The 16,467-nt window shown below is 59.7% G+C and carries 14 protein-coding genes and 1 tRNA gene; 3 read left to right on the forward strand and 12 right to left on the reverse strand.

Going from position 1 to position 16,467, the window contains the following annotated elements; all coding sequences use genetic code 11:
• Positions 1-100 precede the first annotated feature (100 nt).
• Positions 101-757, forward strand: coding sequence for an NAD(P)-dependent oxidoreductase (locus tag OO25_RS13425; protein ID WP_040180674.1), 657 nt, complete (start codon positions 101-103; stop codon positions 755-757).
• A 9-nt stretch (positions 758-766) separates the two neighbouring features.
• On the opposite strand, the gene pobA is transcribed toward OO25_RS13425, so the two are convergent.
• Positions 767-1,948 carry a 4-hydroxybenzoate 3-monooxygenase gene (pobA, locus tag OO25_RS13430; RefSeq protein WP_040180675.1) on the reverse strand — a complete coding sequence of 394 codons (1,182 nt, stop codon included), beginning with the start codon at positions 1,946-1,948 and terminating at the stop codon, positions 767-769.
• A gap of 88 nt (positions 1,949-2,036) precedes the next feature.
• Between pobA and OO25_RS13435 the strand changes: the two genes are divergently transcribed.
• A complete protein-coding gene (locus OO25_RS13435; protein WP_040180677.1) occupies positions 2,037-2,909 on the forward strand; it encodes a helix-turn-helix domain-containing protein in 873 nt (290 codons plus the stop codon).
• A 91-nt stretch (positions 2,910-3,000) separates the two neighbouring features.
• On the opposite strand, the gene OO25_RS13440 is transcribed toward OO25_RS13435, so the two are convergent.
• The 9 genes from OO25_RS13440 to OO25_RS13480 all read right to left on the reverse strand — a co-directional run bounded on the left by OO25_RS13440 (position 3,001) and on the right by OO25_RS13480 (position 13,547).
• On the reverse strand, positions 3,001-4,344 hold the full coding sequence (locus OO25_RS13440; protein ID WP_040180678.1) for a S41 family peptidase: 1,344 nt from the start codon (positions 4,342-4,344) through the stop codon (positions 3,001-3,003).
• Positions 4,345-4,347: 3 nt separating this feature from the next.
• Entirely contained in the window at positions 4,348-5,532 is a 1,185-nt protein-coding gene (locus OO25_RS13445) for a murein hydrolase activator EnvC (RefSeq protein WP_052465674.1), read from the reverse strand.
• Positions 5,529-7,049 carry a 2,3-bisphosphoglycerate-independent phosphoglycerate mutase gene (gene gpmI, locus OO25_RS13450; RefSeq protein ID WP_040180681.1) on the reverse strand — a complete coding sequence of 507 codons (1,521 nt, stop codon included), beginning with the start codon at positions 7,047-7,049 and terminating at the stop codon, positions 5,529-5,531. The genes OO25_RS13445 and gpmI overlap by 4 nt, the downstream gene beginning before the upstream one ends.
• 119 nt (positions 7,050-7,168) lie before the next feature.
• Entirely contained in the window at positions 7,169-8,239 is a 1,071-nt protein-coding gene (locus OO25_RS13455; protein WP_040171403.1) for a bifunctional transcriptional activator/DNA repair enzyme AdaA, read from the reverse strand.
• 102 nt (positions 8,240-8,341) lie between these two features.
• Positions 8,342-9,343 (reverse strand): endonuclease/exonuclease/phosphatase family protein, encoded by a 1,002-nt coding sequence (locus tag OO25_RS13460; protein WP_040180683.1) that lies wholly within the window; start codon positions 9,341-9,343, stop codon positions 8,342-8,344.
• Entirely contained in the window at positions 9,340-10,386 is a 1,047-nt protein-coding gene (locus OO25_RS13465) for an ABC transporter ATP-binding protein (RefSeq protein ID WP_040171407.1), read from the reverse strand. The genes OO25_RS13460 and OO25_RS13465 overlap by 4 nt, the downstream gene beginning before the upstream one ends.
• Before the next feature lie 12 nt (positions 10,387-10,398).
• On the reverse strand, positions 10,399-11,280 hold the full coding sequence (locus OO25_RS13470) for an ABC transporter permease subunit (protein ID WP_040171410.1): 882 nt from the start codon (positions 11,278-11,280) through the stop codon (positions 10,399-10,401).
• A 10-nt stretch (positions 11,281-11,290) separates the two neighbouring features.
• The gene (locus OO25_RS13475; RefSeq protein ID WP_024098571.1) at positions 11,291-12,172 is read right to left on the reverse strand and encodes an ABC transporter permease subunit; all 882 of its coding nucleotides are present in this window, start codon (positions 12,170-12,172) and stop codon (positions 11,291-11,293) included.
• A gap of 73 nt (positions 12,173-12,245) precedes the next feature.
• Complete coding sequence (locus tag OO25_RS13480; protein ID WP_040171412.1) at positions 12,246-13,547, reverse strand: extracellular solute-binding protein; 1,302 nt, start codon at positions 13,545-13,547, stop codon at positions 12,246-12,248.
• A 309-nt stretch (positions 13,548-13,856) separates the two neighbouring features.
• On the opposite strand from OO25_RS13480, the gene OO25_RS13485 reads away from it, so the two are divergent.
• Positions 13,857-14,828: a LacI family DNA-binding transcriptional regulator gene (locus OO25_RS13485; protein WP_242407045.1), complete on the forward strand. Its 972-nt coding sequence runs from the start codon at positions 13,857-13,859 to the stop codon at positions 14,826-14,828.
• Positions 14,829-15,123: 295 nt separating this feature from the next.
• On the opposite strand, the gene OO25_RS13490 is transcribed toward OO25_RS13485, so the two are convergent.
• Together OO25_RS13490 and OO25_RS13495 are read right to left on the reverse strand one after the other, a co-directional pair.
• Positions 15,124-15,198, reverse strand: a tRNA-Gln gene (locus OO25_RS13490).
• 137 nt (positions 15,199-15,335) lie between these two features.
• On the reverse strand, positions 15,336-16,325 hold the full coding sequence (locus OO25_RS13495; protein ID WP_040171418.1) for an NADPH:quinone reductase: 990 nt from the start codon (positions 16,323-16,325) through the stop codon (positions 15,336-15,338).
• Between the last annotated feature and the right edge of the window lie 142 nt (positions 16,326-16,467).

Consider the following 16,467-nt stretch of genomic DNA (forward strand, 5'->3'; position numbering starts at 1 on the left):
GTGCGCATTATCTTGTGCACTGGTGCAGGACGAAATTTATCTTGACGTCAAACTATTTTTACATCATCAATTATCTCGACATCAAGATATGAGGCATAACATGGATATTCTTCTTTTTGGGGCGACCGGAGATGTCGGCCGCGCCACGGCGCAGCAGGCCATTGAACGCGGGCACCGTGTGACTGCGATTGCGCGCAATCCCGACCTGCGCGGACCACTGGGCGACCAGCTGGTGACACCGCTCGCTCTGGATGTGCTGACCAGCTCCGAACAACTGACCGATCTTGCACGCCGCCATCAGATCATTATCAGCGCATTGCGCCCGATCGCCGGGCAGGACGCCTTGCTGGTGGCGTTGACGCAAGCGGTGCTGCGGGCCGCGGAAGCGGGCAATATCCCCGCTCTGATCACCGGCGGCGCTGCCCTTTTGAAACTGGCTGACGGCAGCGGGGAAACGGTGCTGAGCGCACCAGGTTTTCTGCCGGATGCGGTGCGTCCGATTGCAGAGGCCTGCGCCGCGCAGGATCATTTGCTGGAGAGTACATCATATGCGGATTGGACCTGCCTGCGCCCACCTGCGATGCTGCAGGAGGGAGAGCGCCGGGACCGCTACGAATGGGGCACCGATACGCTGGTGACCGATGCCGATGGGCTGTCGCAGATTTCCTTTGCCGATTTTGGCGGTGCCCTGATGGATCTGGCAGAGCAGCAAAATCGCCCCGAAAAGCGGCTGACTGTCGCTTGGGGAAACGCCTGAGTTTAGACCCTAATAAGGCAAACCAACGTAGTTTTCGGCCAAAGATGCCTGCGCCGCATCGGAGGAGAACAGATAGTCGAGATCGGCCTGCTGCAGCCGCAGATCCGCTGGCGACATGTCAGGGAAGCGATGCAGCAGGTTGGTCATCCACCAGCTGAACCGTTCAGCTTTCCAAATCCGCGCCAGCGCGCGCTCGGAATAGCTGTCCAGCGCAGTGTCATCACCGCGCAGGAAGTGATCAGACAAACCGTCGTAGAGATAATGGATATCCGAGGCCGCAAGGTTCAGCCCCTTGGCCCCGGTGGGGGGCACGATATGGGCGGCGTCGCCCGCCAGAAACAGCGCGCCATAGCGCATAGGCTCTGCCACGAAGCTGCGCAGCGGCGCGATGGACTTCTCAATTGAGGGCCCGGTTTGCAATCCACGTGCCACATCGTCGGGCAGACGTCGCTTCAACTCCTCCCAGAAGGCGGCATCGCTCCAGTCCTCGACCCGGTCGGTCAGCGGCACCTGAATGTAGTAGCGGCTCAACTGAGGATTGCGCATCGAACACAGCGCAAATCCACGGTCGTGCCGGGCATAGATCAACTCATCCGCAGCGGGCGATGTCTGCGAGAGCACGCCGAGCCAGCCGAACGGGTAGACCTTTTCGTATTCACGTAGGACATCCGACGGGATCGACTTGCGGCTGACCCCGTGAAACCCATCCGCGCCAACAATGAACTTGGTATCAATGCGACGGGTTTCGCCCTGCTGTTCATAGGTAACATAAGGCCGCACCGTCGTCAGATCATGCAGCGCGACATTCGCGGCCTCGTGGATGATCTGCCCTCGCATGGCGTCACGGGCCTCATAGAGATCGCGCGTCACCTCGGTCTGGCCGTAAACCATCACCGTCTGTCCCTTGGCGCTGCCAGCAAGATCGATACGGTCTAGCCGCCCCTGATGGGCAATGTGAAATCCGTGGTGCACCATACCGTCGCGGTCCATGCGCGCGCTGGCGCCAGCCCGGCGCAGCAAGTCCACAAACCCGTGCTCCAGAACGCCTGCGCGAATGCGTCCCAGCACGTAGTCCCGGGTCTGACGCTCCAGCACGATTGTGTCGATCCCGGCCCGGTGCAGCAGCTGCGACAGCAACAGCCCGGAGGGACCACCTCCAACAATCACCACCTGTGTTGTCTGGCTCTGCATCAGCTCTCTCCTGTTCGCCCACACATCATGCCGAAACTCCGCCATCTTGCGAATAGACCCAATCGCCGCATTCTTGTATATTTCGCACATGACCGACCCAAAGGCGATAACCACCTACTCCCTGTTTGGGGAGAATACAGAACTGGCCGATCTTCTGCATATCGAGAGCATTGAGGCACGGTCCTCGCTCCACGATTGGTCGCTGACGCCCCATCGCCATGCCCGGTTGCATCAGATTTTGACGCTGACGCAAGGCGGTGGTCTGACCACGCTTGACGGTATCGAGCAGGATCTTCATTCCCCGTGCATGATCAATATCCCTCGGGGTGCCGTGCATGGGTTCCGGTTTAGCAGCGATACCAGAGGATGGGTGCTGACATTGACGTCCGACCTTATGGATCAGGTGCTTGGCGATAGTTCCGACATTCTGACAACGCTGGATCGTGCGGCGGTCACCCCCCTGCGGGATGACTTGTTACAGCTTATCACCGCGATCCGTGATGCTTATGGTGCCGACGGGTTTGCACGTACAGCGATCCTACGTGGACTTGTGGGCGCGGTCACCGGCACGGTCGCGCAATACATCGGTGCGCAGCAGTCCCGCGATGCCAAACTGAAGGCGCATCAATTGTTTGCCCGGTTCGAAACACTGGTAAACCGGGATTTCCGTGCCCGGCGTCAGGTCAGCGACTACGCACGTGAACTTGCCGTTTCGACAACGCACCTCAATCGGATCAGCCATCAGGCCACCGGGCAATCCGCCTCACAGCTGATCAACGAGCGGATGCTGCGTGAGGCGCGTCGCCTGCTGATTTACACGACATTGAGTGCAGCACAGATCGCCTATGAGCTTGGCTATGCTGACCCCGCCCATTTCAGCCGTGTGTTTGCGCGGGGGACAGGGCTGCCGCCAAGACGGTTTCGTCGGCATGTCACCGCAGGTGGATTGCCACCTGAATAAACCGCCGCTGTCTTGGCAGATGATTAAAAAAGAAACCGCCCCGGATCGCTCACGGGGCGGTTTTGATTGGTTTTGGGCAGATAGCTGGCGGTTACTCTTCCGGGCCCAGCTTTGACAGACCTTTCAGAATATCGATGGCATAGGCCAGTTGATAATCCTCTTCGCGGCGCTCCGCTGCGGCCTCCGCTTTGGCGCGGTCTTCCTCGATCTGGCGGACCTCATCCTCGGAAAGGCTGTCGTTGTTCAGACGCCCCCGCAGATCTGCCTCAGACCGGGTCCGGCGGGCGGCGGAGGTATTTTCCTCTTCCTCTTCCGCATTTGGATCCCGGCGCGGCTGTTCCACGACAATATCCGGGGACACCCCAAGCGCCTGGATCGAACGGCCGGAGGGCGTGTAATACCGCGCTGTGGTCAGGCGCATCGCACCATCCCCCTTCAGTGGCATCACCGTCTGGACCGACCCTTTACCAAAGGATTTGGTGCCGACCACAATGGCACGGCGGTGATCTTGAAGGGCACCCGCGACAATCTCAGATGCTGAAGCCGACCCGCCATTGATCAGCACCACAATGGGTTTGCCGTCGACCAGATCGCCGGGAGTGGCATTGAACCGTTCGCCGTCCTCAGGATTACGCCCACGGGTAGAGACGATTTCACCGCTGTCGAGGAAGCTGTCCGCCACTCTGATCGCCTGCGTCAGCAGACCACCGGGGTTGTTGCGCAGATCAAGTACGATACCGTTGACATTGTCCATGCCGCCGGCCTCTTCCAGCTGCTTTTTCAGGCCCGCCTCAAGGTTTGGCGTGGTCTGGTCGTTGAAAGTGGTCAGGCGCAGAACAACCGTTTCATCTTCGGTCCGGGCGCGTACGGCCGTCAGCTTGATGGTGTCGCGAATGATCGACACATCAAAGGGCTCCGCCTCACCTTCGCGCACAACGGTGATGACGATCTCGGAGCCAACCGGCCCGCGCATCAGATCCACCGCCTCGTCCAGAGCCAGCCCCAGAACGCTTTCGCCATCCACATGGGTGATGAAGTCGCCCGATTCCATCCCGGCCTCATCCGCCGGGGTGCCATCAATGGGCGAGACCACTTTGACGAAGCCTTCTTCCTGCGTGACCTCAATGCCCAGCCCACCAAATTCGCCACGGGTCTGCACCCGCATATTGGCGGCATCATCCGGGGAGAGATAGCTGGAATGCGGGTCCAGTGAGGCGAGCATGCCACCAATGGCGGCTTCAATCAGCTCAGTCTCATCGACATCTTCGACATATTGCACGCGGATGCGTTCAAAGATGTCCCCAAAGAGGTCCAGCTGCTCATAAACGCTGGCCTCCCGGCTGCCTTCCTGGGCCAGAAGCGGCTCAGCTACATAGGTGGTGGCAAGTATCCCTGCCAGCGTGCCGCCCACTGCGGCCATCGCGAATTTTCTCATGAACTAATTTCCATCCTTGTCGGTGCGGAACCAGGTTTCGGGGTCCACCGGACTGTTGTCCATTCTCACTTCTATATAGAGCGTTTCTGTGCGGTCAGTTCCAGCCCCTTCACCGCTTAGTGACAAAATGGCGCCGATTTCCGGGTTTTTACCCCCCATCAGGCCAATCGGGGTTCCTGCGGGGATGACCTCCCCCATGGTTCCGTAAACTTCGGCCAGTCCCGACAGCACAAATAGCGTCTCGGGCTGCGGTTCGAGGATGACCACATTGCCAAGATCCAGCAGCGGCCCCTGATAGCGGATCGTGGCGGCGGTGGGCGACACCACCAGCGCGCGCGGACGTGCCGCAATCAACCAGCCGGGACGGGCGATGCCTGCGGCGTCTTTTTCACCATAGCCGCGCAGGACCAGCCCTTCGACGGGGATCGGCAGCTCGCCCCGCAGGGCACTGACATCGGCCTCAATTGTTGCGATCTCCCCTTCGGCGATTTCAGCCAGCCCGCTGGCAAAGCCGCTGAGCGTCTCTGTCGAGGATATCAGGATCGCAGTGCGTACCGGATCCTGAGTAAAGCGACGCGGAAGGTCGGTGCGGTCGGCGATGGCGGCAGACAGTTGCACGCGGGCCTCTTGCACACCGTTCAGACCTTCCTGCAGGGTGTTGGCGGCGCTTTGTTGCAGCAGGCGCAGCGTCTGGACCTCCTCCAGATCACGGCGCAGCGCGGTTGCTCGCGCCTGCAAGGCCGGTGTCACCTCAGCCAATGTCATGGCAGAGCGGGCGGCCCCAAGCGGCCCCGAGGGGTGCAGCATCAGCACCGGTGGTGGTGCAGTCTCAATGGTCTGCAAAACCCCGAGCAAATCCGCCACATCATCTTCGCGCGCTTTCAGCTGGGCCGCCAACTGCCCCTCGCGCTGCGCGACACGGCGCAGGCCATCGCGCATGGCCGCCAGCCCGGCCTCATAGGCGCGGACGGTTTCGGTCAATGCAGCTACGCGGTCCCGTGCAGTTTCCGCCTGCTGAAGCGCAAGCGTGGCAGTCTCCAGCTGGTTGGCCGCCCGCTGCGCCGCTGTCGCGGGATCCTCTGCCGCACTTGCCCCCATTGCCGATGCGGACAGAGCCAGCGCAAGGGCGCAGATCTGAAAGCCACGCCAGACAGCAACCGGCCCCAAGATGCCAAATGCTGAGCTCATGCCAGCAGGCTCTCTCCGGTCATTTCATCCGGTTTCGGGAGGTTCATCAGCTGCAAAAGCGTTGGTGCCAGATCTGCGAGACGGCCATCACGCAGCTCCGCCCCAGCCGGTCCACCAACCAGCGCGACGGGTACCAGATTGGTGGTATGGGCGGTGTGCGGGCCGCCTGTGTCAGGATCGACCATCACTTCACAATTGCCATGATCAGCTGTGACCAGCATCACGCCACCTGCGGCCTTCAACGCGGCGACGACCTTGGCCAGCCCCTGATCGACCGCTTCGCAGGCCTTGATCGCAGCATCGAGATCACCGGTGTGACCAACCATATCCGGGTTCGCATAATTGGTGACAATCAGGTCATAGCCCGCCTCAATCGCCTCGACAAACCGCTCGGTCACCTCAGGCGCTGACATTTCCGGTTGCAGATCATAGGTCGCAACCTTGGGCGATTTCGGCATGGCGCGGTCTTCCCCCTCCTCAGGGTCTTCTTTGCCACCGTTGAGGAAGAAGGTCACATGCGGATACTTCTCCGTCTCGGCGAGGCGGAATTGACGCTTGCCCTGTTTCGCCACCCAAGCGCCCAAAGTATTGATGATCGCGCGTTTGGGAAACACGGTTTGCATGTATTCGTTATGGCCTGCCGAATATTCCACCATGCCCAGCAATGCTGCCAGCTCCGGGCGTGCCCCGGTATCGAAGGCATCAAAACCCGGCTCTCCCATAGCGCGCAGGATCTCGCGGGCACGGTCGGCGCGGAAATTCAGGCAGAAAATGCCATCCCCGGCCTTCACGCCACCATACCCATCAATCACCGTGGCCTTAACAAACTCATCCAGCTCATCGCGGGCGTAGCTGGCCTTGATCGCGTCCGCGGCGGTCTCCGCCTCATATTGCCCGCGGCCATGAATCATTGCGTCATAGGCCTGACTGACACGTTCCCAGCGATTGTCGCGATCCATCGCATAGTAACGCCCCGTCACGGTGGCGATACGCGCGCCCTCCGCGAGATCGCCTTGCAGGGCGGTGACAAAGTCCAGAGCAGATTTCGGGGCAACATCGCGCCCATCGGTCATCACATGCAGCCAGACAGGCACACCCGCATCGCGGATCGCCTTCACCGCAGCAAGGATATGGGTGACATGGCCATGGACGCCGCCATCCGAAACCAACCCCATGAGATGTGCCGCACCGCCGGTTTCCTTCAGCCGGGCAATAAAGCCCTGCAGCGCCTCATTGTCGAAAAACGAACCATCCTCGATTGCGAGATCAATCTGGCCCAGATCCATTGCCACCACCCGGCCGGCGCCGATATTGGTGTGGCCCACCTCTGAGTTCCCCATTTGCCCGCTTGGCAGGCCGACATCCGGCCCATGGGTGATCAACCGTGCCATTGGGCAGGTCTTGGCAATCTCGTCAAGCGTTGGTGTCCGAGCCAGATAGGGCGCATTGGCGGTTCCTGGATCGGCATTGCCCCAACCATCAAGGATACACAGAACAACTGGTTTGGGCGTCGACATGGTTTCAGGCTCCGGCTCTGAGTGGCGTTACTGCCTTCTACAGATTTGCCGGGGGTTGGGAAACCGCCGATCGGTCTGGAGGGACTATCTACGCGCCCCTCCGGTCTTGGGCGAGGTCCTCAGACCGGCTGCGCCGCCGATGTGCGATACTGGCGCTCAATGTCCAAGAGTCGCTGTTTGCGCCACAGCCCCCCACCGTATCCGGTCAGCGACCCATCCGCACCAATCACCCGGTGGCAGGGCACCACCAAAGCGATCTGATTGGCGCCATTGGCGCGGGCAACAGCACGGGTGGCATCAGGGCGGCCTATGGTGCGCGCAATCTCCGAATAGCTGCGGGTGATGCCCGGTGGGATCTGTCGCAGCGCGTCCCAGACCTGCTGCATGAAGGCTGTGCCATGATAGGCCAAAGGAGTCTCAAATCGCGCCGAACGCCCCGCAAAAAACGCATCCAGTTCCGCCCGGATCTGCTCGCTCGGCGGTGTGGGACCTATGCCGAGGTCGCCTTTCACCGCGCGTTGCAATTTGTCCAATTCGCCCTTGAGCGCCTTGCGCTCCACGAATTCCAGCAAATGCAGTTCTGTCTTGCTGGCAACGGCAATCATGTCACCAAGCGGTGTCGCAATCCAATCCGCCAGCAACAGGCCTTCGCCGGTCAGGCTGCCAGGCGCACGTCCCAACAGGCGGGCAAATGCGGCGCGAAACGCACTTGGGGAGTCAAATTGCGCATCCAGCTGCGCCTCGATCACCTTGCCGCCGTCCGACAACACGGTGAAACCTTCGCGCAGCCGGCGCTGGCGGGCCATCTCCAGAAAGGTCATGCCGAACTGCCGCTTGAAACTGCGCCGCACCGTGGAGAGATCAAAGCCCATGCGGGTGATATCCCCCTCCCCCCAGCGGTAGTCCGGGCGTTGATCCAGGGCCGCCAAAAGGGTGGCCACTGCGGGATCCGCCTCTGCCATCGGGCGCAGGGGGTGGCACCGTTTGCAGGCGCGAAACCCGGCTTCGATACATTCGCCTACGCTGCCGAAAAACTGGCAGTTCTCGCGTTTGGGTTTGCGTGCCGGGCAGGTCAGGCGACAGAAGATGCCGGTGGTGGCGACGCAGACATAAGCCTGCCCGTCATACCGGTCATCGCGATTGAGCAGCGCCTGATACAGCGCCTCATGGTCAGGAAGATCAAACAACATATGCCTTGTTTAGCATATGGTCGTCAGCCTGCCGCCGATAATCAGGCGTGGATTATGCGGTGGCAGGTTTTTTGGTTTAGCAGCCTCTGGCATGCGCCCGTGTCAGTCCAGCGCGACGCGGCACCAGACAGCGTCGTGATCGGACAGCGGACGGCCATTTTCATCAACTGAAGACACCAGACGGTTTTCCGTTGAGCGCATGCCACGGGTGCAGAACCAATCCAGTTTCATCTGCCGGTCCGGATGCGGCGTGATGAGGCTTGGCCGGGTGGTGACACCATCCGGGGTCGCCGACCAGTCATAGCCATGCGCGCGCGCCAGATCGAACAGCGTCTCACGTTGCCAATCGAAATCAGGCGGCAAATGGTTGCCGGTGTTGAGATCCCCGCCGATCAACACCGGCATATCCGGCGCAAACGCCTCAATTGCATGCAGCAGACGGTCGAATTGCGCATGGCGGTGTTCGGCGTCAGCATTGCTTTCCAGATGGGTGGAGACAACGCAAATCGGCCCCGCCTCAGTCGGCAGGACCGCCGCGATAGCCATCCGCCCGCCAAGACGTGGCTGCTCCGGATCGGCGGGCACCTCATCGGAGGAAAACCAGTGGCCGTGGTCATCCAGCCGGATCAGGGTGACACGCTCTGGCGGAACGGCCGAGAGGATGGCGTTCCCATGCCAGCCAAACAGGTTGAAATCATCCGTGCAGAATGCCTGCTCGGTCGGGCCACCCAGATCCAGTTCATGGAACTCAACGCCAAAGACGTAAGCCATGTCCAATGCTTTCGCCATGGCCTCGGTGGTGTGGCGCTGACCGGTGCGGGCCATGCCGTGATCCACCTCCGACAGCAGGACGACCTGCGGGGCGAGAGGTTGAATATGGCGGGCCGTATCCTCCGGGAACAGGCAGCGCTCGACGTTCCAGGCAACAACGGAAACCGAGGCGGTCAAGACCTCCAGAGAGGCCTGACCGCCGGATTGCAAGGTCGACATTGCCGGCACCTCAGCCATCAGCGCCCGGTGCGCCACCGCATTGCGCGGCGCCGCCTTGATCCGCGCCTGCAGATCGGATGAAACCGTCGGCAGGCTGTCCAGAACCCGTGTCATCGTCGCTGGCCGCTTTCCGCATCAAACAGGCAGATCGCAGCTGGGTCGACCGAGATCTGATGGGTGCCGGGATCAACCGGGATGTCCTTCAGTACGTGAATGGTGAAGGGTTGCCCCCCCAGCTTGCCATGCAACAGACGATGGGCGCCGAGTTCTTCAATCAGCTCCACATTGATGGCAAGGCCACCTTCGGCAACCAGCTGGACGTCCTCCGGCCGGATACCCAGCTTGACCGCGCCCTGGGCCGAGGTGTCCAGCGCGCCCATGGAGACACCATCCGGCAATGTCACCTGGCCGTTGGCGATGGTGGCGTCGATCAGATTCATCGGCGGGGCGCCCATAAACGACGCCACAAAGACAGACGCCGGGTTGTGGTAGATCTCAGACGGGGTGCCGATCTGTTCGATACGGCCACCGTTCAGCACGATGATGCGATCCGCCATGGTCATCGCTTCGACCTGATCGTGGGTCACATAGATAGAGGTCACGCCCAACCGGCGCTGCAATGCCTTGATCTCAATCCGCATCTGGTTGCGCAGCTTGGCATCGAGGTTCGACAGAGGTTCGTCGAACAGGAACAATGCCGGGTCACGCACGATGGCACGGCCCATGGCAACCCGCTGGCGCTGTCCACCGGACAACTGAGACGGTTTGCGATCCAGATACTCTTCGAGGTTCAGCATCTTGGCGGCCTCGGCCACCTTGCGCTCAATCTCATCCGCAGGGGTTTTGCGGTTTTTCAGACCGTAGGCGATGTTCTTGCGCACGGTCATATGCGGATAAAGCGCGTAGTTCTGGAACACCATCGCGATATCGCGATCTGCGGGATCCACGTTGTTCACCACCCGGTCGCCGATCTCCAGCGAACCTTCGGTGATATCCTCCAGACCGGCGATCATGCGCAGCAGGGTGGATTTGCCACAGCCCGACGGGCCGACCAGGACGACGAACTCGCCGTCCTCGATCTTGAAGCTGGAGGAGGTGACGGCCTCAACCCCGTTGGGGTAGACCTTGCGTACAGAATTCAGGGTAACCTGAGCCATTGTGTGAAGTCCTTACTTATCGGATTCCGTCAGGCCCTTGACGAACCAGCTTTGGAAGAAAATGACGACTGCCACCGGGGGCAGGATGGCAATCACTGCCAGAAGATTTGCGCGACCGAATTCCGGCACATTTGTGCCTTCCAGGGTCTGAGTGATCTGTTTGATCCCCCGCACCAGCGTATACATGTCCTCTTCGGTCGTGATCATCGTGGGCCAGAGATACTGGTTCCAGCCAAAGACAAACATGATGATGAACATCGCTGCGATCATGGTTTTGGACAGCGGCACGAGAATATCGATGAAGAACTTCACCGGCCCTGCCCCGTCGATGCGGGCAGCCTCAACAAGTTCTTCGGGGATCGACCGGAAATACTGCCGGAAGAAGAACGTCGCCGTGGCCGATGCGATCAGCGGAATGATCAGCCCCTGATAGGTGTTCAGCATACCCAACTGCTGCACGACCTCATAAGAAGGCAGAATACGCACCTCCAGCGGCAGAAGCAGCGTGGTGAAGATCACCCAGAATGCCAGCGAGGCGAACCGCAGGCGGAAGTAAACGATGGCATAGGCCGCCATCATCGCAATCACGATTTTGCCAAGCGCAAAACCGATGCCCAGCACGAAAGAGTTGAACAGCATCCGGGTCCCGGTATTCGCTCCGGAGAACCCAGACGCCTCAAACATCGCCTTCTCGAAATTCTCATCGAACTGATCGCCGATTTTCAGCTGCGGGCCGTATTTGATGATGTCCACATCCGGCACCGTGGTGGTCAGCACCACCATGATCAGCGGCACCAACATGAACAGCGAGCCGAGGATCAGCACAGTGTGGTCGCCAATAGCCCCCCAGTTGATGGAGCGGCGTGGCGTTTGGACGGGTGTTTGGTCAGCCATGTCAGCCCCCTCAGGTATAGTGGATGCGGCGGTCGATCAGCCGGAACTGAAAGATCGTAAGCGCCAGAACAAGGACCATCAGAATAACCGACTGCGCCGACGAACCACCCAGATCGTTGCCACGGAAACCATCCACGTAGACCTTGTAAACCAGGGTCATCGGGTTGTTCCCCGGCTCACCTTTCACAAGGGTGTCGACGATGCCGAAGGTGTCGAACAGCGCATAGGTGATGTTGATGATCAGCAGGAAGAAACCAGTCGGCGCCAGCAGCGGAAAGGTGACATCCCAGAACCGGCCTGTGGCTGAGCGATTGTCGATCAGGGCCGCTTCGCGCACGGAACGCGGGATCGACTGAAGCCCGGACAAAAAGAAGATGAAGTTGACCGGAATCTGTTTCCAGACCGACACCAGAACCATGGCGGCAGCAGTGTCATTGAAATTCACACCCAGCACAAAATCCCAACCAAAGACGCCAGCAAGGCGCGTCAGCGGCCCCCAGCTCTGGTCGAACATGATCAGGCCGATAAAGCCTGCAACCGGCGGCGCCACCGCGTAGACCCACATAAGAAGCGTCCGGTAGGTGCGGGCACCGCGCAGAACATTGTCCGCCTTCACCGCCAGCAGCAGTGCAATCGCCAGCGAGAAGAAGGTTACCAGCACTGTAAAGACGAGAGTGAAGATCGCGACACGGCGATATTCGGAATTGCCCAGAAGATCGGTATAGTTATCCAGCCCCACGAAGGTCGAGCCAAACCCAAACGGATCCTGAAGGTAGAAGGACGACTGGATTGCATGCCAGGCGGGCCAATAGAAGAAAATAGCGATAATGACGAGCTGCGGCATCAGCAACAGGATCGGCATCCACTTGGTCGAGAATCCGGCGCGTTTCACGGTGTGCCTCTTCGTTGGAATGCGTGACGGCCGCAGGGGCTGCGGCCGTCACAAGTAAGGGGAAGCCCCGCGATTAACCTTGGGTTTTTGCGAAACGGGCCAGCAGGTTGTTGGCTTCGGCTTCGATGGCGTTGAACGCGTCTTCAACCGATGTTTCACCAGTCAGGATGCGGCCATATTCACGGTTCATCACGTCGCGGATCTGCACATAGAAGCCCATGCGATAGCCTTTGGTGTTGTCACCACCGGGCAGCGACAGCTGCTGGATACCAACCTCGGCAGCAGGCGCACGGTCATAATGGCCGTCCGCTTTTGCCATTTCATAGGCGGCTTCTGTGATCGGCACATATCCGGTCTCTTTGTGCCAGAAATACTGCACCTCAGAAGAGGTCAGGAAGTCGAAGAACGCAGCAGTTGCCTTGTTTTCTTCGGCATCATGACCAGCCATCGCAAACAGGGACGCGCCGCCGATGAACGTCTGCGTCGGCTCTTTGGTCACACCTTCCCAATAGGGCAGCATGGTAGCGGAGAAATCAAAAGGCAGGTCTTTTTTGCTCAGACCACCAAACGAGCCGGAAGAACCCAGCCACATGGCAACCTTGCCTTCTTCAAACGGCGTCTGGTTGTCCCCCCAGCCCGTGCCGAACCATTCAAAATGGCCCTTTTCCTGCCAGTCAGTCACGGCGGTGAAATGCGCTTTGATCGCGTCATTGTTCACCAGAATCTGAGTGTCGACGCCGTCGTAACCATTGTTGTTGGTTGCAAACGGCAGGTTATGGCGGGAATGGAAGTTCTCGGTGAAGATCCAGGGCAGGTGCGATTGCGACAGGGCGGTATACCCAGCCTCTTTCAGCGCGGGCGCAGTCACGGTCTGGAATTCTTCCCAGGTCTTGGGTGCGGTAACCCCCGCTTTCTCCAGCGCCTGAATGTTATAGTACATAATGGGCGTGGAGGAGTTGAACGGCATGCCGATCATCTTGCCATCGCTGTCGGCGTAGAAATAGCGCACACCAGCGATATAGTCATTGATGTCGAAATCAACGCCATTGTCGGCCAAGAGATCCTGCACCGGAATGGTCGCGCCCTTCGCGCCAATCACGGTAGCGGCGCCGGCGTCAAACACCTGCATCACATTGGGTTGCTCACCCGCGCGGAAGGCGGCGATGCCTGCGGTCAGGGTCTCCTCATAGGTGCCCTTGAAAACCGGGGTGATCTTATACTCATCCTGGCTCGCGTTGAAGTCAGATGCGATCTGGTTGACGGTATCACCCAGCGCACCACCCATGGCGTGCCACCAGGTGATTTCAGTTTCGGCAAATGCAGCATTGGCGGCGAATGCCAGCGTGGCAGCGGTTGTGAACGCAATACGTTTCATCTTCTGTCTCCGGTCCTCCGTCGCCCCCTAAAGAGCGAGCGGTTCCAATTGAACCACGGCGACCGGTTTAGCCCGCCGTGGTATTATGAATTGGCCTCCCCTTAGGCCAGTGAGCTCTGCTGCAGCAGCGCTTGAAGCGCTTTTGTCTCAGGAACGAGTCCGTTGCACCAGATCTGCACACGTGTTCATATAGGGGCGGTATGTAACGGTTATGTCAAGGGTTTCGGTGTTTGAAGAAAAAAACATCCCGCCCGAAAGGGACGACAGATGAAACGACAAGGGCCAGCAGCTGGTAGGCGGCTTTCGCGCGTGACAGCAGCGGATGTCGCTGAAATTGCAGGTGTTTCGCGTTCGGCAGTGTCGCGGGCCTTCACCGAGGGCGCCTATCTTGATCAGGAAAAGCGCGAACGCATCCTGTTGGCCGCCCACGAGCTGGGCTATCAGCCAAACGCACTGGCGGCCACGTTGCAGGGTGCCCGCTCAAATCTGGTTGCGGTCTTTGCCGGTGAGATGCGGAATGAATACGACAAGGAGGCCACCTCGGCCCTGATTGCTGGCCTAAACGCTGCGGGTAAATGGCCAGTGGTGATCGCCGGTAGTGGCGACCATGCCCGCGATGCCGTCACTCAGGTGCTGCGATATCCGCTGGACGCGATGATTCTGCGCAGCGGCAGCCTCGCCACCGAGATTGTCGATCTTTGCAGCAAACTGCATATCCCCGTCATTGCCTCTGGCCGTATTATCGACGCTGAGCGGGTCGACAACATATGTCTGCGCAATCATCAGGCCGCCCTGCTGGCAGCAGATCTGTTTGCGCAACGCGGGCGGCAGCACGTCGCACTTGTGGGCGGGCCGGACGACTTCGGCGCGACCGCTGAGCGTCGGAATGGGCTGCTCGAGGGCCTGGTGAAGCATCGGCTCACCCTTGCTGGAGAAATCAAAGGAAACTACACGACCGAGAGCGGATATTTCGCCACCCAAAGACTGTTGGAACAGGCCGACTTTGATGGGATATTCTGTGCCAATGATGCCATGGCCATCGGCGCACTCGGGGCGCTGAAGGATGCCGGGCGTGCCGTATCACTGGATATCTCGGTCATCGGTTTTGACGATATCGAAATGGCCCGCTGGCCAACCATCCGGCTGACCACATTGCGAAACCCCATTGATGACATGGTCGCTGCGGTGTTGTGCTGTTTGGATCGACGCCTTGACCATCCGCAAGCGCAAGAAGAGACTGTGCTGCTGGATGCGGAACTCATTCTGCGTGACACGCACTAATCCCCACATCCTGTTTCTAAAACAAATCCAATATCTTACCCCGTCTAAGACAGGTCCATCTGACTTCGCTCCCAGACGATGAAAATCGGCTGGTCCGCCCCATAGGCCCAGGCACAGGTCGGCGGCGCCGATCAACACGCGATTTGAGTATCATCGCATCTGCCCAGCAATATGAAGAAGAACACTCACCTAGCAGTCAGAGCCACGATTTACGTGACCACCGCGTCAACGCCCTGAAACGCCCGCACATGCGCCCGGGGAAAACTGCCTAGTTCATCGGATGTTCAGAGAAAAATGGCTGGGGTGGTAGGATTCGAACCTACGATCTTCAGTACCAAAAACTGTTGCCTTACCACTTGGCCACACCCCATCGGTGAGCGGCTGTCTAAAGGCAGATATCGGGAGGCGCAAGGGGGTTTCTGGAAAAAAATGCAGTTTTCGCGCTTCCCTTTGATCGCGTGGATTGGCCTTGGAAATCACCACCTGCGATCTTTGGTTTTTCGTGGCTCACCCAGTCTTTACAAGGATCGCGCCTGCGCGTTTTCCGGCCTCCACAGCCTGATGCGCCTGAGCTGTATCCGCCAGATCGAAAACCGCAGCGACAGGAGGCTGCAGCGCGCCCTGCGCCGCAGCGGCATTGATACGTTCGATGGCATTGCGCCGGGCCTCTGCGGGCAACAGATAGACCAGCGCCATCTCCAGCGTTACGGCTTTGAACATCAAGGGATAGAACGGCAGGCTTGGGGTCATGTCCCGTGCTGATCCATATGCGGTGATGCGTCCGTTGGGGGCGATGACGGCGGTGTCGACCGCACAATTGGCGCCAAATTCGACCTCAACAATGTGATCCACGGGACGGCCCCCGTTTGCGGCCAGGATCTGGTCAGCCAGATCATCCTCAGCGTAACTCAGCACTGCATCAGCTCCGGCACGCTGCACCCGTTCAAAATCCGCTGACGAGCAGGTGGCAACCACCCGCGCGCCGCCCCATTTGGCCAACTGCACCGCCAGCAGACCAACCGTACCGGCGCCACCTTGGATCAGCACCGTCTTGCCACCGACATCGCCGCCAGAAAACACTGTATGAGCCGCTGTAAGTGCAGGAATACCCAAGACTGCCCCCTGTTGTAGGGTCAGCCCTGCGGGCAGAGGAGCAGCCTGATTCGCGGGCAGGGTAATCGAGCTGGCTGCGGTGCCATTTGGACGTTGCCACTGACCATTCCAGATCCAGACCTCCTCACCGATCCGGGCCGGATCAACCCCCTCGCCCACCTCGACGACCACGCCAGATCCGTCGCTATGCGGGACAATCACAGGATAGGGCAGTTCAGAGACGCCAGCACGGGCACCGGCCCTTGCCTTCACATCTGATGGGTTGACGCCGGAATAGGCCAGTTCAACGCGCAGTTCGCCCCGCGCAGGCGCGATATCGGGCAGATCCTCCAATTGCAGCACAGTTTCCGCCGGTCCAAATGCCCGATATGTGATCGCTTTCATGATGTGGCCCCTCTCACCCTATGCGACCGAGCGCCTGCGTCGGCAAGACCCGGCACCAGTCACCCCCGCAAAAGAACGAAGACGCGGCAGGCTTGCAAGCCCCCGCGTCTGCCTTGTTTTCACCCGGATTAACGATCACCCG

This window comes from Phaeobacter sp. S60, assembly GCF_000826845.1.
Taxonomy (GTDB): domain Bacteria; phylum Pseudomonadota; class Alphaproteobacteria; order Rhodobacterales; family Rhodobacteraceae; genus Phaeobacter; species Phaeobacter piscinae.